This is a genomic window from Pasteurella sp. XG20 (assembly GCF_018968665.1).
GTDB classification, from domain to species: Bacteria; Pseudomonadota; Gammaproteobacteria; order Enterobacterales; family Pasteurellaceae; genus Pasteurella; species Pasteurella multocida.
This window is the reverse complement of sequence record NZ_CP076656.1, coordinates 1,805,225-1,828,301: the sequence shown is the minus strand read 5'-3', so window position 1 is coordinate 1,828,301 and position 23,077 is coordinate 1,805,225. Positions and strand designations below refer to the sequence as shown.

General features: G+C 41.8%; 18 protein-coding genes. 14 read left to right on the top strand and 4 right to left on the bottom strand.

All coding sequences use genetic code 11. From position 1 onward, the window contains the following. The first annotated feature begins 13 nt into the window (after positions 1-13). From tuf to rplA, 5 genes are all read left to right on the top strand, one after another. Complete coding sequence (gene tuf / locus KPF51_RS08495) at positions 14-1,198, top strand: elongation factor Tu (RefSeq protein ID WP_005751979.1); 1,185 nt, start codon at positions 14-16, stop codon at positions 1,196-1,198. Between the two features lie 258 nt (positions 1,199-1,456). Next, complete coding sequence (secE, locus tag KPF51_RS08490) at positions 1,457-1,867, top strand: preprotein translocase subunit SecE (RefSeq protein ID WP_005718827.1); 411 nt, start codon at positions 1,457-1,459, stop codon at positions 1,865-1,867. Position 1,868: 1 nt separating this feature from the next. After that, positions 1,869-2,420: a transcription termination/antitermination protein NusG gene (nusG, locus tag KPF51_RS08485; RefSeq protein WP_005718825.1), complete on the top strand. Its 552-nt coding sequence runs from the start codon at positions 1,869-1,871 to the stop codon at positions 2,418-2,420. Positions 2,421-2,578: 158 nt separating this feature from the next. After that, on the top strand, positions 2,579-3,007 hold the full coding sequence (gene rplK, locus KPF51_RS08480; RefSeq protein ID WP_005718823.1) for a 50S ribosomal protein L11: 429 nt from the start codon (positions 2,579-2,581) through the stop codon (positions 3,005-3,007). A gap of 4 nt (positions 3,008-3,011) precedes the next feature. Further along, positions 3,012-3,701 (top strand): 50S ribosomal protein L1, encoded by a 690-nt coding sequence (gene rplA / locus KPF51_RS08475; RefSeq protein ID WP_005718821.1) that lies wholly within the window; start codon positions 3,012-3,014, stop codon positions 3,699-3,701. Positions 3,702-3,767: 66 nt separating this feature from the next. Here the strand turns inward: rplA and KPF51_RS08470 are convergent, their stop codons facing one another. Continuing rightward, positions 3,768-4,913 carry a glycerate kinase gene (locus tag KPF51_RS08470; RefSeq protein WP_005724693.1) on the bottom strand — a complete coding sequence of 382 codons (1,146 nt, stop codon included), beginning with the start codon at positions 4,911-4,913 and terminating at the stop codon, positions 3,768-3,770. Between the two features lie 12 nt (positions 4,914-4,925). Beyond that, complete coding sequence (locus KPF51_RS08465) at positions 4,926-6,302, bottom strand: GntP family permease (RefSeq protein ID WP_005724691.1); 1,377 nt, start codon at positions 6,300-6,302, stop codon at positions 4,926-4,928. 554 nt (positions 6,303-6,856) lie between these two features. On the opposite strand from KPF51_RS08465, the gene rplJ reads away from it, so the two are divergent. The 9 genes from rplJ (at position 6,857) to glmS (ending at position 21,498) form a co-directional block, all read left to right on the top strand. Beyond that, positions 6,857-7,348: a 50S ribosomal protein L10 gene (rplJ, locus tag KPF51_RS08460; RefSeq protein WP_005718814.1), complete on the top strand. Its 492-nt coding sequence runs from the start codon at positions 6,857-6,859 to the stop codon at positions 7,346-7,348. Between the two features lie 51 nt (positions 7,349-7,399). Continuing rightward, positions 7,400-7,768, top strand: a complete 369-nt coding sequence (gene rplL, locus KPF51_RS08455) for a 50S ribosomal protein L7/L12 (RefSeq protein WP_005724690.1) — start codon at positions 7,400-7,402, stop codon at positions 7,766-7,768. 274 nt (positions 7,769-8,042) lie between these two features. Next, positions 8,043-12,071 (top strand): DNA-directed RNA polymerase subunit beta, encoded by a 4,029-nt coding sequence (gene rpoB / locus KPF51_RS08450; RefSeq protein WP_005724689.1) that lies wholly within the window; start codon positions 8,043-8,045, stop codon positions 12,069-12,071. Positions 12,072-12,181: 110 nt separating this feature from the next. Then, positions 12,182-16,435, top strand: a complete 4,254-nt coding sequence (gene rpoC, locus KPF51_RS08445) for a DNA-directed RNA polymerase subunit beta' (RefSeq protein ID WP_005724687.1) — start codon at positions 12,182-12,184, stop codon at positions 16,433-16,435. A gap of 142 nt (positions 16,436-16,577) precedes the next feature. Beyond that, a complete protein-coding gene (gene nudC / locus KPF51_RS08440) occupies positions 16,578-17,372 on the top strand; it encodes an NAD(+) diphosphatase (protein ID WP_005724685.1) in 795 nt (264 codons plus the stop codon). Continuing rightward, complete coding sequence (gene hemE, locus KPF51_RS08435; protein ID WP_005736025.1) at positions 17,369-18,433, top strand: uroporphyrinogen decarboxylase; 1,065 nt, start codon at positions 17,369-17,371, stop codon at positions 18,431-18,433. The genes nudC and hemE overlap by 4 nt, the downstream gene beginning before the upstream one ends. Positions 18,434-18,447: 14 nt before the next feature. Further along, positions 18,448-19,038: a YjaG family protein gene (locus tag KPF51_RS08430; RefSeq protein ID WP_005718796.1), complete on the top strand. Its 591-nt coding sequence runs from the start codon at positions 18,448-18,450 to the stop codon at positions 19,036-19,038. Positions 19,039-19,189: 151 nt separating this feature from the next. Continuing rightward, positions 19,190-19,462, top strand: a complete 273-nt coding sequence (locus KPF51_RS08425; RefSeq protein WP_005724684.1) for an HU family DNA-binding protein — start codon at positions 19,190-19,192, stop codon at positions 19,460-19,462. A gap of 203 nt (positions 19,463-19,665) precedes the next feature. Next, the gene (gene glmS, locus KPF51_RS08420) at positions 19,666-21,498 is read left to right on the top strand and encodes a glutamine--fructose-6-phosphate transaminase (isomerizing) (RefSeq protein ID WP_005718791.1); all 1,833 of its coding nucleotides are present in this window, start codon (positions 19,666-19,668) and stop codon (positions 21,496-21,498) included. 132 nt (positions 21,499-21,630) lie between these two features. Here glmS and KPF51_RS10890 read toward each other — a convergent pair whose 3' ends face one another. Further along, positions 21,631-21,882, bottom strand: a complete 252-nt coding sequence (locus KPF51_RS10890) for an alkaline phosphatase PhoX (RefSeq protein WP_371743789.1) — start codon at positions 21,880-21,882, stop codon at positions 21,631-21,633. A 341-nt stretch (positions 21,883-22,223) separates the two neighbouring features. Further along, on the bottom strand, positions 22,224-23,054 hold the full coding sequence (locus KPF51_RS08410; RefSeq protein ID WP_005718787.1) for a MetQ/NlpA family lipoprotein: 831 nt from the start codon (positions 23,052-23,054) through the stop codon (positions 22,224-22,226). Positions 23,055-23,077 lie beyond the last annotated feature (23 nt).

Sequence of the window (23,077 nt, the reverse complement as noted above, 5' to 3'; positions counted from 1 at the left end):
AGGAAACTTAATCGTGTCTAAAGAAAAATTTGAACGTACAAAACCGCACGTAAACGTGGGTACAATCGGCCACGTTGACCATGGTAAAACAACTTTAACCGCAGCAATCACAACCGTATTAGCAAAACACTACGGTGGTGCAGCTCGTGCATTCGACCAAATCGATAACGCGCCAGAAGAAAAAGCGCGTGGTATCACCATCAACACATCACACGTTGAATACGATACACCAACTCGTCACTACGCACACGTTGACTGTCCAGGACACGCGGACTATGTGAAAAACATGATTACCGGTGCAGCTCAAATGGACGGTGCTATCTTAGTTGTTGCGGCAACTGACGGTCCTATGCCACAAACACGTGAGCACATCCTTTTAGGTCGCCAAGTAGGTGTTCCTTACATCATCGTATTCTTAAACAAATGCGACATGGTGGATGATGAAGAATTATTAGAATTAGTTGAAATGGAAGTGCGTGAACTTCTTTCTCAATATGATTTCCCAGGTGATGATACACCAATCGTACGTGGTTCAGCGTTACAAGCGTTAAATGGCGTTGCTGAGTGGGAAGAGAAAATTCTTGAGTTAGCCAACCACTTAGATACTTACATTCCAGAGCCACAACGTGCAATCGACCAACCGTTCCTTCTTCCGATTGAAGACGTGTTCTCAATTTCTGGTCGTGGTACAGTAGTAACAGGTCGTGTTGAGCGTGGTATCATCCGTACAGGTGAAGAGGTTGAAATTGTTGGTATTAAAGCGACAACGAAGACCACAGTAACAGGTGTTGAGATGTTCCGTAAATTATTAGACGAAGGTCGTGCGGGTGAGAACGTTGGTGCTTTATTACGTGGTACTAAACGTGAAGAAATCGAACGTGGTCAAGTGTTAGCGAAACCGGGTTCAATTACGCCACACACTGATTTTGAATCAGAAGTTTACGTGTTATCAAAAGAAGAAGGTGGTCGTCATACACCATTCTTCAAAGGTTACCGTCCACAGTTCTACTTCCGTACAACGGACGTAACAGGTACAATCGAATTACCGGAAGGTGTTGAGATGGTGATGCCTGGTGATAACATCAAGATGACTGTAAGTTTGATTCACCCAATCGCGATGGACCAAGGTTTACGCTTTGCGATTCGTGAAGGTGGTCGTACAGTAGGTGCGGGTGTTGTAGCGAAAATTATCAAATAATTTGGCTTAACATGCGAAAGAAGGCGTATCGAAAGATACGCCTTTTGTGTTTTTATGAGATTTGAAATGAGCATCAAATGGATCTCAACACGATTTAACTGAGAGTATGCCTTTGTTCTTTGCTAGCAAAATTGAGCAGGAATGCCAATGAAAAATTTAGGCTTCTGCTGTAATTTTAATATGCATTTTTTAAATAAAGTGCTACAATCACGCGTTCAGAAACGAATCCCCTATTTAAGTTAAGTAATGGATTAAATTATGGCGTTAGAAATTGAGAAAAAGAAAAATGCGCATGAAGTCGAGAACCAAAAGTCAAAAGGCTTGAATCGCTTTTTATGGTTGCTCGTTATTGTTGTTATTGCAACTGCAGCATTAGGTAATATTTATTTTGTAGAACAATTTTCTACTCCGATTCGTGTGGTTGGAGTCGTGGTTTTATTGTTGATTGCGTTAGGTCTTGCTGCATTAACAAACCAAGGTGTGAAAGCACGTCATTTCTTTAGTGAATCAAGAATTGAATTAAGAAAAATTGTCTGGCCAACGCGTCCAGAAGCGATGCAAACGACATTAATTGTGGCAGGTGTAACGATTGTTGTGTCTTTAATCCTGTGGGGATTAGATTCAGTGATTGTTGCGTTAATTACTTTCTTAACAGATTTGAGGTTCTAAGATGACAGAAACAACAACCAAAAAACGTTGGTATGTGTTACAGGCTTTTTCTGGTTTTGAAGGTCGTGTTGCAACAACATTGCGTGAATATATTAAGTTACACCAAATGGAAGATCAATTTGGTGAAGTGCTTGTGCCGACAGAAGAAGTCGTAGAAAACGTAGCCGGAAAAAGACGTAAAAGTGAGCGTAAATTTTTTCCAGGTTATGTATTAGTGCAAATGGAAATGAATGACGAAACTTGGCATTTAGTACGTAGTGTACCACGTGTTATGGGTTTTATTGGTGGTACAGCAGATAAACCAGCGCCAATTTCACAGCGTGAAGCGGATCGTATTTTAAATCGTTTACAAGAGAGTTCAGAAAAACCTCGCCACAGAAAAGAATTTCAGCCTGGTGAAGAAGTTCGTGTCACTGAAGGACCATTCGCTGACTTTAATGGTACAGTGGAAGAAGTGGATTATGAAAAAGGTCGCTTAAAAGTGTCTGTTTCTATCTTTGGTCGTGCAACACCTGTTGAACTTGAATTCAGCCAAGTTGAGAAAACAAATTAATTTTTAACCGCACTTAGCTATTCTACTTAATAGATAAGTGCGGTGAGCTTTTGAGTAATTTTTACTTGAAGTTTGGGTTGTGTTTAATTACAATACAGCCTTTTCGTAAACAGGGGAGCTAGCAATAGCGCTATTACCCATTCTAGAGGAAGCTAAAAATGGCAAAAAAAGTACAAGCCTATGTTAAGTTGCAAGTTGCAGCTGGTATGGCTAACCCTTCACCACCAGTTGGTCCTGCGTTAGGTCAACAAGGTGTGAACATCATGGAATTCTGTAAAGCATTCAACGCTCGTACTGAGAGTTTAGAAAAAGGTTTACCAATTCCAGTTGTTATTACTGTGTATGCAGACCGTTCATTCACGTTCATTACGAAAACACCACCAGCAGCAGTATTATTGAAAAAAGCTGCAGGTATCAAGTCTGGTTCAGGTAAACCAAACAAAGATAAAGTGGGTAAAGTAACATTAGAACAAGTTCGTCAAATCGCTGAAACCAAAGCAGCAGATATGACAGGTTCTTCTATCGAAACGAAAATGAAATCAATCGCTGGTACAGCTCGCTCAATGGGCTTAGTGGTGGAGGAATAATACGATGGCTAAATTGACTAAAAAAATGAAATCAATCAAGGCGGCAGTCGACTCTACAAAAGCCTATGAAATCAATGAAGCAATCGCAGTATTAAAACAATTTGCGACAGCTAAATTTGTTGAAAGCGTGGATGTTGCAGTGAACTTAGGTATCGATCCGCGTAAATCTGACCAAAACGTACGTGGTGCAACTGTATTACCACACGGTACAGGTCGTTCTGTACGTGTTGCTGTGTTCACTCAAGGTGCAAACGCAGAAGCAGCTAAAGAAGCGGGTGCGGATTTAGTCGGTATGGAAGATTTAGCTGAATTAGTGAAAAAAGGTGAAATGAACTTCGATGTTGTTATCGCTTCTCCAGATGCGATGCGTGTTGTAGGTCAATTAGGTCAGATTTTAGGTCCACGTGGTTTAATGCCAAACCCTAAAGTAGGTACTGTTACACCAAACGTTGCTGATGCAGTGAAAAATGCGAAATCTGGTCAGGTTCGTTACCGCAATGATAAAAACGGTATCATCCACACCACAATCGGTAAAGTTAACTTTAGCGAAGAACAATTAAAAGAAAACTTACAAGCCTTATTAGCGGCATTAGCGAAAGCGAAACCAACAACGTCTAAAGGTGTATTCATCAAGAAAGTAAGTCTTTCTACAACAATGGGTGCTGGTGTAGCGATTGATCAAGCTTCACTATAATTCATTGCTTTAAAAAAGAAAAAGTGCAATGTTTTCATTGCACTTTTTTTATATCTGTTTTCTAGGTTAATCTGGTATATGTTTAGCAAGCAAATAGAAGCGAGCAATATTCTGTGCCGCAGAAATTAAATTTTCTCGACCGCACTTTAAGGTCGCTTCCAAACTCTCTACCTGACGTATAATCGGGAAAACGGCATCAATGCCTGCTTGATAAACCACTTCATAATCCTCTTTTAGACTCCCCACAATAGCAAGCACGGGTTTCTGAAACTGTTTGGCAGTTTTTGCCACACCACTTGGGGTTTTCCCTTGTGCTGTTTGACTATCCATTCTCCCTTCTCCTGTGATCACTAAGTCTGCATTGGCAACAAGGGTATCGAGTTTGACAGCCTTGATAACAATCTCGACACCAGCTTTTAGAGAAACATTAGGTAACAATAATAAGCCACCTCCCATTCCCCCGGCTGCGCCGGCACCAGCATGATCACGAATATTGCGTTGATATTGTTGCTCTACCACATGTGAGAAGTGAAGTAATGCATTATCTAATTTCTCAACCATTTCTACGCTTGCTCCTTTTTGTGGACCAAAGATGGCAGAAGCCCCTCGAGGTCCACACAACGGATTATTGACATCACAAGCCACTTCTAATTCTACAGAAGATAAACGGGGATCTAATTGAGATAAATCGACATGCATAATATCTTGCAACTGTTCACCGCCAAACCCAATTGGTTGCTGATGTTGATCGAGAAATAATGCGCCAAGTGCTTGTAACATGCCCACACCCGCATCATTAGTGGCACTACCACCAATGCCCAGTATGATTTTTTTTACCCCCAAATCCAACGCAGCTTTTATCAATTGTCCCGTCCCAAAGCTAGTGGTTTTTAGCGGATTACGCTGTTCGACAGGCACTAAATGCAAACCCGATGCTGCCGCCATTTCGATAATGGCGGTCTGTTTGTCTCCAGATAATCCAAAAAATGCTTGGATTGGATTCCCCAAGGGGGCAATGACCTCTGTATTAATGATCTCACCTTGTGTGGCATCCACCAAAGATTGTACCGTGCCTTCTCCGCCATCTGCCATTGGAACAAGCACATATTCCGCGTGAGGTAAGATCTTTTGAAAGCCTATTTTAATGGCTTGCGCGACTTCAAGCGCTGTAAGACTTTCTTTAAAAGAATCTGGTGCAATCACAATTCGCATAATCTTATCCTTTTACAATAAAATAAGTGAAAGTAGATATACGGTGATAATCCCAACGATACCCATAATCAGTGTTAAAGCAGTTTGTGTACGGTAACCTTGTTGTGGGGTCATTTTGGTAAAATTCGTAACCACCCAATAATAGCTGTCGTTAGCATGAGAAACACACATTGCCCCTGCAGCGATCGCCATCACGGTTAAGGCGGCGGCAATTTCAGAGGTTAAGCCTAAGGCGCTCATTAAAGAATCTTGCGCACTAAACATGCCCATAATTGAAGCCGTGGTGATAATGGCGACAGTTGAGCTACCTTGTGCAGTTTTTAAAATGGCTGAAATTAAGAATGGAAAGAAAATGCCTGCGGTACTAATGATGTGTGCATTTTGCTTAATGTATTCGACAAAACCTGCTTGCGTGATGACTTTACCCAATACACCACCAGCTGCAGTAATAAAGAGAATCGGACCAACGATTTTTAAGGTATCATTTGTAAGCTGATCAAAGCCACTGATTTTCTCTGTTTTGATTAACAATACCACAGCACAAATCACACCAAGGGCGAGAGCAATGATTGGGTGACCTAAAAATTGCAATAGAATGCCAACATTGCCTTCTAGACCGAGAATCTTACTGATAGAACCTAAAGCCATGAGCAAAATTGGTACACAAATTGGGGCAAGGCTTAAGCGACCGCTCGGCAAGGTGCCGTATTGTTTTAATAATGCTTCATAACTTTTCTCAATGACAGTATCACTGTCCTCTTCATTCAAGGTCATATTACGGCTTACCCATTTAGCGAACAGGTAGCTGGCAAACAGAACAGGAATGGATACCACTACGCCCATGCCGATAACTAATAATAAGTTATGGCTTAATCCGACAGCCCCTGCGGCTGCAATAGGACCGGGTGTCGGTGGAATAAAGACATGGGAAGCATAAAGACCTGCACTAAGCGCCACTGCCATACTAACAGGATTCGCGGAAATTTTTTTACGTAATGCTTCTCTGATAGGATTTAATACTACAAAGCCACTATCGCAAAAAACGGGGATACCCACAACCCAACCCATAATTAACATGGCCAGTTCAGGTCTTTTATGCCCAACATATTTGACGACCATATCGGCTAATTTTAACGCTGCACCGGTTTTTTCGAGCACCATACCAATAATGGCACCGAAAATAATCACAATCCCAATACTTTTGAAAGTGCCACTAAACCCATCACCAATCATGGCGGGGATTTTAGCTAATGGAATACCTGCAATAAAGGCGAGAGCAAGAGAAATGGACATCAAAGCGAGAAAAGGGTGAACTTTGACTTTTGCAATCAGCCAAATCATGACAATAATTGCAATGACAAAAACACAGATTAATGCAATACCACTCATAGTAACCTCCTAATGTTGTAGAAGAACAAAGCGGATTGATTCTTGATGAGTGACTTCTTTTAAGTCAGCCCATCAACACAAGAATATTCGTCCGAGGGTTTATGAAAGAAGGCGCATTCTTGAAAACAAACATGTCATTCAAGCTATCTCTTATATATCATATTTATCTTGTTAGGTAAGTAAATATTTCACTAAAAACAATGTTGTTTTGTGTCGGTTGCTTTTATGCGAAGAAAAGGAAAGGTCATGACAGAATTATTTATATAAATCACTTTACAAGAAAGGGGATTTCTATTAAAATTTCGCTCCTGAATTTTGTCATTTTTAGGTGATGAAATTGTTGATGGTGCTTGACCACATTCAAGCCCCGTCCGAGACCGTAGGTGAAATGATGGATATCATCTCTTAATTTGGCCTACGTAGATGGTGAACAGACAGAATTTTCTGCTTCTGGACACCTTAGCCTCACAAAATAGTCGTACCAAAGTGCGGTCATTTTTTGAGATTTTTTGTAAATTCCGCTTAGGCGGAGTGTATTCAGGAGCTAAAAGCCAATGGCATTAAATCTTCAAGACAAACAAGCAATTGTTGCTGAAGTAAACGAAGCAGCCAAAGGTGCCCTATCAGCTGTGATCGCGGATTCACGCGGTGTAACAGTAGATAAAATGACTGAATTACGTAAAGTAGCTCGTGAAAACGGTGTTTCAATGCGTGTTGTACGTAATACATTATTACGTCGTGCGGTTGAAGGTACTGAATTTGAGTGCTTAAAAGATACGTTTGTAGGTCCAACACTTATCGCATTCTCGACTGAACACCCTGGTGCAGCAGCCCGTTTGTTCAAAGACTTTGCTAAAGCAAACGATAAGTTTGAAATTAAAGGTGCAGCCTTTGAAGGTAAGATTCAAGATGTTGAATTCTTAGCAACATTACCAACTTACGACGAAGCAATTGCACGTTTAATGGGCACAATGAAAGAAGCTGCGGCAGGCAAACTTGTTCGCACTCTTGCGGCATTACGCGACAAATTACAAGAAGCAGCTTAATCCAGCGGTTTCTTAACTCGTTTAACTTTTTTACTTTAGGAATTGATTGTTATGTCATTAACTAACGAACAAATCATTGAAGCGATCGCTTCTAAATCTGTCACTGAAATCGTAGAATTAATCGCTGCGATGGAAGAAAAATTTGGTGTTTCTGCAGCGGCAGCAGCAGTAGCAGTAGCAGCGGGTCCAGCTGAAGCGGCTGAAGAGAAAACTGAATTCGACGTAGTACTTGCAGGCGCAGGTGCGAACAAAGTTGCAGTAATCAAAGCGGTACGTGGTGCAACTGGTTTAGGCTTAAAAGAAGCGAAAGACTTAGTTGAATCTGCTCCAGCAGTATTGAAAGAAGGTATCTCTAAAGCTGAAGCTGAAGCACTTAAGAAAGAATTAGAAGAAGCTGGTGCACAAGTCGAAGTTAAATAATTTTGACTGACTTGTAAGCCCTTCTAAGGCTCGATGGCTGGTGGTTTTTCCATCAGCCATTTTGTGCTATCAAAACAGAACAAATTTTTCCGTTTAATTTTTCTGTTTTTCTTCTCAAATTAATTATGTTCACCTAATTTGGGAATACCGCTCATCAGAAGTAAGGTTCAGAGTGCGGCATCTGGAAACGGTATCTTTACACGCATACATAATGCTATTTCAAGAACATCAGCATTGTGTATTTGGTTCACTGAAACACAAGCAGAGGAACCCTATGGTTTACTCCTACACAGAGAAAAAACGTATTCGTAAAGACTTCGGCAAACGTCCGCAAGTTTTAAATGTACCTTATTTATTAACTATCCAACTCGATTCTTTCGATAAATTCATTCAAAGAGATCCTGAAGGTCAACAAGGTTTAGAAGCAGCATTCCGCTCCGTATTCCCGATTGTCAGCAATAACGGCAACACAGAATTACAATATGTAAGCTATCAATTGGGTGAGCCTGTATTTGACGTCAGAGAATGTCAAATCCGTGGTACCACTTATGCTGCGCCATTACGTGTGAAATTACGCTTAGTCAGCTATGACAAAGACGCCGCACCGGGCACAATCAAAGATATTAAAGAACAAGAAGTTTATATGGGTGAAATCCCATTAATGACCGATAACGGTACCTTTGTGATTAATGGTACAGAGCGTGTTATCGTGTCGCAATTACACCGTAGCCCAGGTGTCTTCTTTGATTCTGACAAAGGTAAAACACATTCTTCAGGTAAAGTCTTATATAACGCAAGAATTATTCCTTACCGTGGTTCATGGTTAGACTTTGAATTCGATCCAAAAGATAACTTATATGCGCGTATCGACCGTCGTCGTAAATTACCGGCAACTATCATTTTACGTGCGTTAAATTACACCACCGAACAAATTTTAGATATTTTCTTCGATAAAGTGGTTTTTGAAATCAGCAATAACAAATTGTTGATGACATTAGTACCAGAAAGACTCCGTGGTGAAACCGCAACTTTCGATATTGAAGCAAACGGCAAAGTGTATGTTGAACGTGGTCGTCGTATTACCGCGCGCCATATCCGTGCTTTAGAAAAAGATCAAATTACGCAAGTTGAAGTCCCAACAGAATATATTGTGGGCAAAGTAGCAGCAAAAGACTATGTGGATTTAGAGTCTGGTGAAATTGTTTGCCCTGCGAATATGGAAATCTCATTAGAGATGTTAGCCAAACTTGCGCAAGCGGGTTACAAAACCATCGAAACGCTGTTCACTAACGATTTAGATTACGGTCCTTACATTTCGGAAACCTTACGCGTTGATCCATCAAACGATCGTTTAAGTGCGTTAGTGGAAATTTACCGTATGATGCGTCCAGGTGAGCCACCAACAAAAGAAGCGGCAGAAGGCTTATTTGATAACTTATTCTTCTCATCAGACCGTTATGATTTATCTGCGGTAGGTCGTATGAAGTTCAACCGCTCTTTAGGCATTGATGAAGAGACAGGTAGCGGCATTTTAAGCAACGATGACATCATTGGTGTGATGAAAAAACTGATCGAGATCCGTAACGGTCGTGGTGAAGTCGATGATATCGACCACTTAGGTAACCGTCGTATTCGTTCAGTGGGTGAAATGGCAGAAAACCAATTCCGTATTGGTTTAGTGCGTGTAGAAAGAGCGGTGAAAGAGCGCTTATCTTTAGGTGATTTAGATGCAGTGACACCACAAGATTTAATCAACGCCAAACCAATTTCTGCGGCAGTGAAAGAATTCTTTGGTTCTTCACAACTTTCCCAGTTCATGGATCAAAACAACCCGTTATCAGAAGTAACACACAAACGTCGTATTTCTGCATTAGGTCCGGGTGGTTTAACACGTGAACGTGCAGGCTTTGAGGTGCGTGACGTTCACGCAACCCACTATGGTCGTGTCTGTCCAATTGAAACGCCTGAAGGTCCAAACATCGGTTTGATCAACTCATTGTCTGTTTATGCACGTACCAACGACTACGGTTTCTTAGAGACCCCATATCGTAAAGTGGTTAATGGTCAAGTAACAGAAGAGATCGAATATTTATCAGCGATTGAAGAAGGTAAATATGTTATCGCTCAGGCGAACTCGAATCTTGACGAAGAATTACGCTTTACCGATGCGTTTGTTACCTGTCGTGGTGAACACGGTGAGTCTGGTTTATATCGTCCAGATGAAATTCACTATATGGACGTTTCTACACAACAAGTAGTATCTGTGGCGGCAGCGTTAATTCCGTTCCTTGAGCACGACGATGCGAACCGTGCGTTAATGGGGGCGAACATGCAACGTCAAGCGGTACCAACATTACGTGCGGATAAACCATTAGTCGGTACTGGTATTGAGAAAGCCGTAGCGGTTGACTCTGGTGTAACAGTAATCGCAAAACGTGGTGGTATGGTGCAATACGTTGATGCGTCACGTATCGTGGTGAAAGTGAACGAAGATGAAACCATCCCAGGTGAAGCGGGTATTGATATTTATAACTTAGTGAAATACACCCGTTCAAACCAAAATACCTGTATCAACCAAATTCCTTGCGTGTCTTTAGGTGAGCCTATCGGCCGTGGTGAAGTATTAGCTGATGGTCCTTCAACAGACTTAGGTGAATTAGCGCTTGGTCAAAACATGCGCGTAGCATTCATGCCTTGGAATGGTTATAACTTTGAAGACTCTATGTTAGTGTCTGAACGTGTAGTACAAGAAGATCGTTTCACTACTATTCACATTCAAGAACTTTCTTGTGTGGCACGTGATACCAAATTAGGTTCAGAAGAAATCACTGCGGATATTCCAAACGTCGGTGAAGCCGCATTAAGCAAACTGGATGAGTCCGGTATCGTTTACATCGGTGCGGAAGTAAAAGGTGGTGATATTCTTGTGGGTAAAGTAACACCAAAAGGTGAAACCCAATTAACCCCAGAAGAAAAATTATTACGCGCAATCTTCGGTGAAAAAGCCTCGGATGTGAAAGATTCTTCATTACGTGTGCCAAACAGTGTTTCTGGTACCGTTATCGACGTGCAAGTCTTTACCCGTGATGGTGTAGAAAAAGACAAACGTGCGCTTGAAATTGAAGAAATGCAATTAAAACAAGCGAAAAAAGACCTTGTGGAAGAATTAGAAATCCTTGAGGCAGGCTTGTTTACGCGTGTTCGTAGCCTTCTGATTGCAGGTGGTTTCGACGCGAAAAACTTAGATAAATTAGACCGCACTAAATGGTTAGAACAATCATTAAGCGATGAAGCACAACAAAACCAATTAGAGCAACTTGCTGAACAATACGAAGAATTACGCAAAGAATTTGAACGTAAGTTGGAAGTACAACGTGGCAAGATCATCCAAGGTGATGATTTAGCACCGGGCGTATTGAAAGTGGTGAAAGTGTATCTTGCGGTGAAACGTCAGATCCAACCAGGTGATAAAATGGCGGGTCGCCACGGTAACAAAGGGGTTATCTCAAAAATCAACCCGGTGGAAGACATGCCATACGATGAAAACGGTCAACCAGTGGATATCGTGTTGAACCCGCTAGGTGTTCCATCACGTATGAACATTGGTCAGATCTTAGAAACACACTTAGGTTTAGCCGCGAAAGGGATTGGTGACAAGATCAATGCGATGATCAAACAACAACAAGATGTGGCGAAATTGCGTGAATACATGCAAAAAGCCTACGACTTGGGTCACGGTTCACAAAAAGTGGATTTAAGTACCTTCACTGATGAAGAAGTGATGCGTTTAGCACAAAACTTACGTAAAGGTTTACCGCTTGCCACCCCAGTATTTGACGGTGCGCACGAAAGCGAAATCAAAGGCTTATTAGAATTAGGTGGCTTGCCAACGTCTGGTCAAATTACCTTATTCGACGGCCGTACTGGTGAGAAGTTTGAGCGTCCAGTTACCGTAGGTTACATGTATATGCTCAAATTGAACCACTTAGTTGACGATAAAATGCATGCGCGTTCAACCGGTTCTTACAGCTTGGTAACACAACAACCATTGGGTGGTAAAGCCCAATTCGGTGGTCAGCGTTTCGGTGAGATGGAGGTGTGGGCACTTGAAGCATACGGTGCAGCTTATACTTTACAAGAAATGTTGACGGTGAAATCTGATGACGTGAACGGTCGTACGAAGATGTATAAAAATATCGTCGGTGGCACACATCAAATGGATCCAGGCACACCAGAATCTTTCAACGTCATTATGAAAGAAATTCGCTCGCTTGGTATCAATATTGATTTAGATGAAGATTAATCTGACATCATAACCAAGCTTGGTGTAAAGCAATGTACGCGCAAGTGCGGTAAAAATTTTTAAAATTTCAGCCGCACTTGAATAAGTTTAACTCCGACAGGAGCAAATCTGTGAAAGACTTAGTTAAGTTTTTAAAAGCACAATCAAAAACAAGTGAAGATTTTGATGTGATCAAAATTGGTTTAGCCTCACCGGACATGATCCGTTCTTGGTCATTTGGTGAAGTTAAAAAACCTGAAACCATTAACTACCGCACCTTTAAACCAGAGCGTGACGGTCTTTTCTGTGCACGTATTTTCGGACCAGTAAAAGATTACGAATGTTTATGTGGTAAATACAAACGCTTAAAACACCGTGGTGTGATCTGTGAAAAATGTGGTGTGGAAGTCACTCAAACCAAAGTACGTCGTGAGCGTATGGGTCACATTGAACTTGCCTCACCCGTGGCGCACATTTGGTTCTTAAAATCACTGCCGTCCCGTATCGGTTTATTACTTGATATGCCATTACGTGATATCGAACGCGTTTTATACTTCGAATCTTATATTGTGATCGAGCCGGGAATGACGGATCTCGATAAAGGTCAGTTATTAACCGAAGAACAATATATCGATGCGGAAGATCGTTGGGGTGATGAATTTGACGCGAAAATGGGGGCGGAAGCTATCCAAGCCTTATTGCGCGATATGGATTTACCGCAAGAATGTGAAAACTTACGTGAAGAATTACAAGAAACGAACTCAGAAACCAAACGTAAGAAAATCACTAAACGTTTAAAACTGTTAGAAGCCTTTATTCAATCTGGTAACAAGCCTGAATGGATGGTAATGACCGTATTACCGGTATTACCACCAGATTTACGTCCGTTAGTACCACTTGATGGCGGTCGTTTTGCGACCTCAGATTTGAACGATCTATATCGTCGTGTGATTAACCGTAACAACCGTTTAAAACGTCTTCTAGACTTAATCGCACCAGATATCATCGTGCGTAACGAAAAACGTATGTTACAAGAATCAGTAGATGCGTTATTAGATAACGGTCGTCGTGGTCGTGCAATTACGGGTTCTAACCGTCGTCCATTAAAATCACTTGCGGATATGATCAAAGGTAAACAAGGTCGTTTCCGTCAAAACCTATTAGGTAAACGTGTTGACTATTCAGGTCGTTCCGTAATCACCGTAGGACCATATTTGCACCTACATCAATGTGGTTTACCGAAGAAAATGGCATTGGAATTATTCCGTCCGTTTATCTATGCAAAATTAGAAAGCCGTGGCTTCGCTTCAACTATTAAAGCCGCGAAGAAAATGGTTGAGCGTGAAGATGCGATCGTATGGGATATCTTAGCGGACGTAATTCGTGAGCACCCAATTTTATTAAACCGTGCACCAACGTTGCACCGTTTGGGTATCCAAGCCTTTGAACCTTTATTGATCGAAGGTAAAGCGATCCAGTTACACCCACTTGTTTGTGCGGCGTTCAACGCGGACTTCGACGGTGACCAAATGGCGGTTCACGTGCCATTGACATTAGAAGCACAGTTAGAAGCGCGTGCATTAATGATGTCAACCAACAACATTTTATCACCTGCAAACGGTGAGCCGATTATCGTTCCTTCACAAGACGTGGTATTAGGTCTTTACTATATGACCCGTGATAAAGTGAACGGTAAAGGTGAAGGCATGTTGTTACAAGACCCACGTGAAGCGGAAAAAGCGTATCGCACCGGTCAAGTCGAATTACATTCTCGTGTCAAAGTGCGTATCACAGAATACGTGAAAAATGCGGTAGGCGAGTTTGAGCCACAAACTAACTTAGTGGATACGACTATTGGTCGTGCGATTCTTTGGATGATCGCACCAAAAGGAATGCCATTTAGCTTGTTTAACCAAACCTTAGGTAAAAAGGCGATTTCTAAGTTAATCAACGAGAGCTATCGTCGCTTAGGGATGAAACCAAGCGTCTTGTTTGCGGACCAAATCATGTACACCGGTTTTGCGTATGCGGCACGTTCTGGTTCTTCTGTCGGTATCGATGATATGGTCATTCCTGCCAAGAAATACGAAATTATTTCTGCAGCAGAAGACGAAGTAGCGGAAATCCAAGAGCAGTTCCAATCAGGTTTAGTGACAGCGGGCGAACGTTATAACAAAGTGATCGATATTTGGGCAGCCGCAAACGAACGTGTTGCGAAAGCCATGATGGAAAACCTATCGACTGAAGAAGTGATCAACCGTGAAGGTCAACCAGAGAAACAAGCCTCTTTCAACAGTATCTTTATGATGGCGGACTCGGGTGCGCGTGGTTCTGCGGCACAGATTCGTCAGTTAGCGGGTATGCGTGGTTTGATGGCGCGTCCAGATGGTTCGATCATTGAAACCCCAATTACCGCAAACTTCCGTGAAGGTCTAAACGTATTACAGTACTTTATTTCAACCCACGGTGCGCGTAAAGGTCTTGCGGATACGGCATTAAAAACAGCGAACTCCGGTTACTTAACCCGTCGTTTAGTGGACGTGGCACAAGATTTAGTGATCATCGAAGATGACTGTGGTACACACGAAGGTATCGTGATGACCCCATTAATCGAAGGTGGTGATGTGAAAGAAGCACTACGTGATCGTGTATTAGGTCGTGTGGTGGCAGAAGACGTGTTGAAACCAGGCACAGAAGAAGTGTTGATTGCACGCAATACCTTATTAGATGAGAAATTGTGTGATGTGATCGACAGTAATTCTGTGGATAGCATCAAAGTGCGTTCCGTTGTAACCTGTAACACAGACTTCGGTGTGTGTGCCAAATGTTATGGACGTGATCTTGCACGTGGTCACTTGATTAACCAAGGTGAAGCCGTGGGTGTTATTGCGGCACAATCTATCGGTGAACCGGGTACACAGTTAACGATGCGTACGTTCCATATCGGTGGTGCGGCGTCTGCAGCAGCGAAAGAATCCAGTATCCAAGTGAAAAACACGGGTACCTTACGTTTAGCCAACGTGAAATTTGTCACCAATAACGAAGGTAAGTTAGTGTTAACATCACGTAACACCGAATTAACCATTATTGATGCCTTTGGTCGTACAAAAGAGCACTATAAAGTGCCTTACGGTGCGATCTTAAGCAAAGGTGATGGGCAAGAAGTGACAGCCGGTGAAACCGTAGCAAACTGGGATCCACATACTATGCCAGTGGTGTCTGAGGTAAGTGGTTTTGTGAAATTCATTGACCTTATTGACGGTTTAACCGTGACACGTCAAACCGATGAGTTGACTGGTTTATCTTCTATCGTGGTACAAGATGTGGGTGAACGTGCGACAGCAGGTAAAGACTTACGTCCAGCTATCAAATTAGTGGATGCGAAAGGTAATGATATCTTAATTCCAGGGACAGACGTGGTAGCACAGTACTTCTTACCAGGTAAAGCGATCGTGACTTTAGACGACAATGCGGAAGTCCATATCGGTGAACCATTAGCACGTATTCCACAAGAATCGGTAGGAACGAAAGATATTACCGGTGGTCTTCCACGCGTGGCAGACTTATTTGAAGCACGTAAACCGAAAGAGCCAGCTATTTTGGCGGAAATTTCAGGTATCGTGTCCTTCGGTAAAGAAACCAAAGGTAAACGTCGCTTATTGATCACCCCGGCTGAAGGTGAGACCTACGAAGAAATGATTCCAAAATGGCGTCAGCTCAACGTATTTGAAGGCGAAATGGTGGAACGTGGTGACTTGATCTCGGATGGTGCAGAAACCCCACATGATATCTTACGCTTACGTGGCGTTCACGCAGTCACAGAATATATCGTTAACGAAGTACAAGAAGTTTACCGCTTACAAGGGGTAAAAATTAACGATAAACACATCGAAGTGATCGTTCGCCAAATGTTACGTAAAGGTATTGTCACGAAAGCTTATGACTCTGAATTCTTAGAGGGTGAGCAAGTTGAAGTGGCACGCGTGAAAATTGTGAATCGTAAGCGTGAAGCTGAAGGTAAACCATTAGTGGAATTTGAACGTGAATTGCTTGGTATTACTAAAGCGTCTCTTGCAACTGAGTCATTTATCTCAGCAGCGTCGTTCCAAGAAACCACACGTGTGTTAACCGAAGCCGCAGTGGCAGGTAAACGTGATGAATTACGTGGCTTGAAAGAGAACGTAATTGTGGGTCGTTTAATCCCTGCCGGTACCGGTTTTGCTTACCACCAAAATCGTCAGAAGAAAGTGGTGATGAGTGATGAAATGCCAGTGAAATTATCTGCCGCAGATGAAGAAGAAATCGCAGCAGAATTTACGGTGACTGCAGAAGACGCCACAGCAAGTTTAGCAGAAATGTTAAATATGGCTGATGATGCAGAATAAGCCTGATTAAGCAAAAAGCCCGAGCCTTAGGTTCGGGTTTTTTATTCGCTAAATTGTAAAATTCCCTTTATAATGACCGCACTTTATTCCATTCCAAACAGCAAAAAGTGCGGTCATTTTTTGCTATATTTTGTGAGCCTATATGAATGCGATTCAACCTGATGATGCCGGTTATTGGTTATTAACCCAAGATTCAGCCTTATATTTGATTAATGGGGAGCTACCTCAAGGTAAGGCGGCTGATTTTCAGTTACAAGGCTATAATGGGATGATAATTGGTGAGCTCAATGGGCGGCCTTTATGGTTGGTGGAGGAGATAGCGGACGATCAGCGAACCTATTTCTCTTTACGTAGCTTATTAGCGTTACCAGAAGCGCATTTTAATCTGCTTAACCGTGGTGTTGAGCTAAACCATTTCTTTAAAACTCATCGTTTTTGTGGCAAATGTGGACATCCTACTGACCTTGTGCAGCAGGAATGGGCGATTCAATGTCAGAATCCATCTTGTTCACACCGCACTTACCCTGTGATTTGTCCTTGTATTATTGTCGCGGTACGCCGTGGTGCACAAATTCTATTGGCTAACCACCAACGTCATAAGGGCGGCATTTACACGACTTTAGCGGGATTTGTTGAAGTAGGTGAAACCTTTGAACAGGCGGTACATCGAGAAGTGTTGGAAGAAACAGGCATTCAGATTCAGAATTTACGTTATTTCGGGAGCCAACCTTGGGCTTTTCCTAATTCTGCTATGATTGGCTTTTTAGCCGATTATGCAGGAGGAGAGATTTGTGTACAAGAAATGGAAATTCATGATGCGCAATGGTTTGATTATAATGCGCCCCTCCCAGAGTTACCACCGAAAGGCACTATCGCGTTAAAATTAATTGAGCATACATTGCAACTGTGTGCTGAGGAAGAAAGGAAAGCAACATGACTGCATTAAAAAATGATCGCTATTTAAAAGCATTATTGCGTGAGCCTGTCGATATGACACCGGTTTGGATGATGCGTCAAGCGGGGCGCTATTTACCAGAATACCGTGCGACGAGAGCCGTCGCGGGGGACTTCATGTCTTTATGTCGCAATGCAGAGCTAGCTTGTGAGGTCACGTTACAACCTCTACGTCGTTACCCGTTGGATGCCGCCATTTTATTTTCTGATATTTTAACTATCCCAGATGCTATGGGGTTAGGCTTAAGTTTTGGGGTGGGCGAAGGACCGAAATTTGCGCATCCAATTGAAACGCAACGTGCAGTGCAAAATTTACCCATTCCCGATCCTGAAGGTGAATTACAATATGTGATGAATGCAGTACGCACCATTCGCCGTGAATTAAAAGGGGAAGTGCCGTTGATTGGTTTCTCAGGTAGCCCTTGGACATTAGCAACCTATATGGTAGAAGGTGGCAGCAGTAAAGCCTTCACTAAAATAAAAAAAATGCTGTATGCTGATCCCCAATTATTGCATCAATTATTAGATAAACTGGCGGATGCTGTCATACTCTATTTGAATGCACAAATTAAAGCAGGCGCACAGTCAGTGATGATCTTCGATACATGGGGTGGTGTGTTAGGGCATCGTGAGTATTTAGATTTTTCATTGCACTATATGCACAAAATTGTCGCAGGATTAATACGAGAAAATGAAGGACGTAAAGTGCCGGTAACCTTGTTTACGAAAGGTGGTGGCATGTGGTTAGAAGCCATGGCAGAAACTGGTTGCGATGCGTTGGGCGTTGATTGGACAGTTAATTTGGCACAAGCCAAAGCCAGAGTCGGACATAAAGTGGCGTTACAAGGCAATATGGATCCATCGGTACTATATGCCTCACCTGCTCGTATTGAACAAGAAGTGCGGTCCATTTTGGCGGATTTTGGTGAGGGATCTGGTCATGTGTTCAATCTTGGTCATGGTATTCATCAAGATGTGCCAGAACAAAGCCCAGCGGTGTTTGTTAACGCGATTCATCAATTTTCTCAACCTTATCATAAATAATACGCAGGAGAATTATGCGAAACCCTATTCATAAACGCTTAGAAAATCTTGAAACGTGGCAACATATCACTTTTATGGCGTGCCTTTGTGAACGTATGTTACCGAACTTTCAATTATTCTGTCAGGTCGTTGAGCAAGAGGAAAACGGCAAACTATATCAGAATATTTTGAACTTGGTTTGGGAACATTTGACGGTGAAAGGCGCCAAAATCAATTTTGAGAACCAGTTAGAAAAATTAGAAAATATTATTCCAGATTTAAATGAACACCAATTTTATGGTGCTCTTCCAGCTGCAGATGCCTGTGAAGCCCTTTCTGAGCTTTTGCATACACTGATTGCGGGTTCCAGTTTAGAACAAGCCATAAAAATAAGCCAATTATCATTACAAACTGTGGCGACTTTTTTAGAACAGCAAGCTGAACAAGCATTATCTGAAAAAGCCTTAAAAGAAAGTGAGGAAATTCAGCAAGAATTGGACCTCCAGTGGCTTATTTACCGCACTTTGAACGCGTGTGAGAAGCGTGATATTGCGCTGATTTTAGACTTAAAAAATGAGCTGCGCAGCACGGGAATCTCTAATATCGGTATAGAAACTGAGCAATAATGTGATGTTTATAACAAAATTTGAAAATCTTGCTTTGTTTTATGGCGAACTTAGATTAAGCTTGGCATTGCTGTGTCTACAGTAATCATTTTATCGGAAACACATCATGTCTTTCCTCACGATTTAAATAAAAAGTAGAAGGTATTTATTTATGAACAAAACGGATTTAATTGATGCGATTGCAAGTGCGGCTGAGTTAAACAAGAAGCAAGCAAAAGCAGCATTAGAAGCAACTCTAGAAGCGATTTCTGGTAGTTTAAAAGCGGGTGAACCAGTGCAATTAATCGGCTTTGGTACATTCAAAGTAAATTCACGCAAAGCGCGTACAGGGCGTAACCCACAAACAGGTGCAGAAATCAAAATTGCTGCTTCTAAAGTGCCTGCTTTCGTTGCCGGTAAAGCCTTAAAAGACGCTGTTAAATAATTAAGTCATACTTTTTCATATTTCTAAAAAGCTCTGTGATGCGTTCACAGAGCTTTTTCATATGTACACAAACACTCCAAATGAATCAGTTTTCTGTATTTAATATTTGCATAAACTGACCTGCTAACTATAATGAGCCTCATGTTTTAATTTTCTTTAGCGTAAACTTAACACATTAAACTTTTTATAAAAAGGAGAATACTATGTGTGGTATTGTTGGTGCAATTGCACAACGTGATGTAGCAGAAATTTTAGTGAATGGTTTACATCGTTTGGAGTATCGGGGCTATGATTCAGCAGGGATAGCCATTGTCGATCAAGAGAAACGATTGCAACGTGTTCGCTGTTTAGGAAAAGTACAGGTATTAGCTGAAGCCGTTGCGGCTGAAAAAATAACAGGGGGCACAGGGATCGCTCATACCCGCTGGGCAACACATGGTGCGCCTTCTGAAGATAATGCACACCCTCATGTATCAGGTCAGTTTGCGGTAGTGCACAATGGAATTATTGAAAACTATGAACAATTACGCATTGATTTACAACAGAAGGGTTATCAATTTCTCTCTCAAACCGATACTGAAGTGATTGCTCATTTAGTGCATTGGGTAATGCGTAACGAAACTTCGTTGTTACGGGCTGTGCAGCAGGTCGTAAAACAGCTAAAAGGGGCTTATGGGATGGTTGTGATGGACTGTGAACAACCAAATCATCTTGTTGCAGCTCGCTCAGGTAGCCCATTAGTGATTGGTTTAGGGATAGGGGAAAATTTCCTAGCCTCAGATCAACTTGCTTTGTTAAATGTGACACGTCGTTTTATTTTTTTAGAAGAAGGGGATGTAGCAGAAATTACTCGACGCACCGTCGATATTTACGATGTGAATGGACATCCCGTTCAACGTGACAGCCAAGACTCTCATCTTACACACGATGCAACGGAAAAAGGCACATTTCGTCACTTCATGCAAAAAGAGATTTTTGAACAACCTCGTGCTATCTTAAATACCCTTGAGGGCAGATTGCATCAGCATAATGTCTTGGTGGACAGCATCGGTAATGGCGCAGAACGATTATTAGAGCAGGTTGAACATATTCAGATTGTGGCTTGTGGCACCTCTTACAATGCAGGTATGGTAGCGCGTTATTGGTTTGAACATTTGGCAGGAATAAGCTGTGATGTGGAAATCGCTTCAGAGTTTCGTTATCGCAAATTTGTGACGCGTCCTAAGAGTTTATTGATTACCCTTTCCCAATCAGGTGAAACTGCTGATACGTTAGCCGCATTACGTTTAGCTAAAGAAAAAGGTTATATGGGTGCGATGACGATTTGTAATGTAGCGGGCTCTTCACTGGTACGAGAATCAGATCTTGCCTTTATGACTCGCGCGGGAGTAGAAATTGGCGTGGCATCAACAAAGGCTTTTACCACACAATTGGCAACCTTACTGATGCTAGTGATTGCTATTGGTAAAGTCACAGGGAACATTTCTCTGTCGCAGGAAGAAGAACTGGTTAAGGCCCTGCAATCTTTACCTGCTGAGATAGAGAAAGCATTAGCATTTAATCAACAAATTGAAAGTCTCGCGCAAGATTTTGCAGATAAACACCATGCCTTGTTTTTAGGACGAGGAGAGTATTATCCGATTGCGATGGAAGGCGCGTTAAAGTTAAAAGAAATCTCTTATATTCATGCAGAAGCCTATGCCGCGGGTGAGCTAAAACATGGTCCACTTGCGTTAATTGATGCGGATATGCCAGTGATCGTGGTCGCACCAACCAATGATCTTTTAGAAAAAGTAAAATCCAATATTGAAGAGGTGCGTTCTCGTGGCGGACAGCTTTACGTGTTTGCTGATAAAGAAGCTGGCTTTACTGAAACGGAAGGCATGAAAATTATGACTATGCCGAAAGTCAATGAAGTGATTGCCCCGATTTTTTATACCATTCCAATGCAATTGTTGGCTTATCACGTTGCCTTAATTAAGGGAACCGACGTGGATCAACCGAGAAACCTTGCAAAAGCCGTTACTGTAGAATAATTGCGGTGTGGGGAATAGCATAAATGTCAAAGGCAGAGAATACGACTTCTCTGCCTTTTATCTCTCAACCTTACGGTGAGTTATAAAATTTTTCTCAGAATCAACCGCACTTTTACGGTCCCTATCTTTCCCTTATGAACCAATAACCCCACCGTCTTCTTTTTGAATCACCACGGTAGCAGAACGTGGACGTGTTTTTCCTTGTCTATCTGGCCAAGTTGAGATCGCGGTCACTTGGTCCGGTTCGGTCACGCCACTATCAGGCTCACCAGGATGTTGGATATTGATAAACATGGTTTTATTATCCGGTGTAAAGGCAATACCGGTGACTTCACTTCCATTAGGTGCGGTTAAGAAACGTTTAAATTCGCCTTGTTCAGGGATAACGGCAATCCATTCTGGGTGATTTATTTTGTCCCACCTAATTTGAGTATGCTTCGCCTAGAAAGATGAGCTTTATCACATCTGACATAATACGGGTATCAGAAGAGTTCATCATAATATGTTCTTGTACTGAGTTAGTTATAATATGCGCCTGTTGCGAAAGTAAGGGGGAAAGTTTATATAGAAGGGCTATCTATAAAGAGATGTTAACAGTGTAATGAAAATTTAAAGGATGAATTGAAAAGAAAGATTAAACGCTATGTCATAGAAGGCGAAAAAGAATAAAAAAATCCCCAGTCAAGTTGACCGGGGAGTACTGAAATGTAAGTAATAGTTGCGTCTTACCAACCTTTAACCACACCACCTTGGAAGTGTTTAAGTGCTTCTTGATACACTTCTTCGGTTTGGAATGCTTTCACAAAATCTTTGATCGCTTCATTGTCTTTATTATCTTCACGGCTCACCACTAAGTTAACATAAGGTGAATCTTTATCTTCGACAAAGATACCATCTTTTTCAGCGGTTAAACCTTGTTGTACAGCATAGTTATTGTTGATGATCGCGAAATCGACATCATCTAACATACGTGGAAGTAGTGAACCTTCAACTTCTTTGATTTGGAGATTTTTTGGATTCTCAATCACATCAATTGAGGTTGAGAATAAGTTACTTGGATCTTTTAACTTAATTAAGCCTTGTTTTTCTAAAAGTAATAGCGCACGACCTAAGTTACTTGGATTGTTTGGTACCGCAACAGTTGCCCCGTCTTGTAACTCAGAGACATTTTTGATTTTTTTAGAATACGCTGCAATTGGGAAAACAAAAGTATTGCCTACGATCGCCAATTTATAACCACGTTGCTCAACTTCTTTGTCCATGTAAGGTTTGTGTTGGAAGGCATTAGCATCTAAATCGCCCTTCGTTAATGCATCATTTGGTTGAGTGTATTCCGTAAACTCAACTAATTTCACATCAATGTTATATTTTTCCTTCGCAATTTTGGCAGCAACTTCTGTCACTTGCGCTTCAGCACCTGTCATCACTCCAACAGTTAATTTACGCGCAGCAGGTTCTTGTGGTGCAGCAGCGGCTGCTGGTTTATCATCTTTACAACCTGCTAGTGCGACAGCAGAAACCAGTGTTGCTAGACCAAAAAGTTTTGTTAATTTCATAGAAAATCCTCTAAAAAATGATG

What these genes read in the sequence shown, in the direction of transcription:
- rplA (WP_005718821.1), top strand. Translation starts at nt 3,012, where the DNA reads ATGGCTAAATTGACTAAAAAAATGAAATCAATCAAGGCGGCAGTCGAC.
- rpoB (WP_005724689.1), top strand. Translation starts at nt 8,043, where the DNA reads ATGGTTTACTCCTACACAGAGAAAAAACGTATTCGTAAAGACTTCGGC.
- KPF51_RS08470 (WP_005724693.1), bottom strand. Translation starts at nt 4,913, where the DNA reads ATGCGAATTGTGATTGCACCAGATTCTTTTAAAGAAAGTCTTACAGCG.
- hemE (WP_005736025.1), top strand. Translation starts at nt 17,369, where the DNA reads ATGACTGCATTAAAAAATGATCGCTATTTAAAAGCATTATTGCGTGAG.
- rplK (WP_005718823.1), top strand. Translation starts at nt 2,579, where the DNA reads ATGGCAAAAAAAGTACAAGCCTATGTTAAGTTGCAAGTTGCAGCTGGT.
- KPF51_RS08425 (WP_005724684.1), top strand. Translation starts at nt 19,190, where the DNA reads ATGAACAAAACGGATTTAATTGATGCGATTGCAAGTGCGGCTGAGTTA.
- glmS (WP_005718791.1), top strand. Translation starts at nt 19,666, where the DNA reads ATGTGTGGTATTGTTGGTGCAATTGCACAACGTGATGTAGCAGAAATT.
- rplL (WP_005724690.1), top strand. Translation starts at nt 7,400, where the DNA reads ATGTCATTAACTAACGAACAAATCATTGAAGCGATCGCTTCTAAATCT.
- KPF51_RS08410 (WP_005718787.1), bottom strand. Translation starts at nt 23,054, where the DNA reads ATGAAATTAACAAAACTTTTTGGTCTAGCAACACTGGTTTCTGCTGTC.
- KPF51_RS08430 (WP_005718796.1), top strand. Translation starts at nt 18,448, where the DNA reads ATGCGAAACCCTATTCATAAACGCTTAGAAAATCTTGAAACGTGGCAA.
- nudC (WP_005724685.1), top strand. Translation starts at nt 16,578, where the DNA reads ATGAATGCGATTCAACCTGATGATGCCGGTTATTGGTTATTAACCCAA.
- secE (WP_005718827.1), top strand. Translation starts at nt 1,457, where the DNA reads ATGGCGTTAGAAATTGAGAAAAAGAAAAATGCGCATGAAGTCGAGAAC.
- nusG (WP_005718825.1), top strand. Translation starts at nt 1,869, where the DNA reads ATGACAGAAACAACAACCAAAAAACGTTGGTATGTGTTACAGGCTTTT.
- KPF51_RS08465 (WP_005724691.1), bottom strand. Translation starts at nt 6,302, where the DNA reads ATGAGTGGTATTGCATTAATCTGTGTTTTTGTCATTGCAATTATTGTC.
- rplJ (WP_005718814.1), top strand. Translation starts at nt 6,857, where the DNA reads ATGGCATTAAATCTTCAAGACAAACAAGCAATTGTTGCTGAAGTAAAC.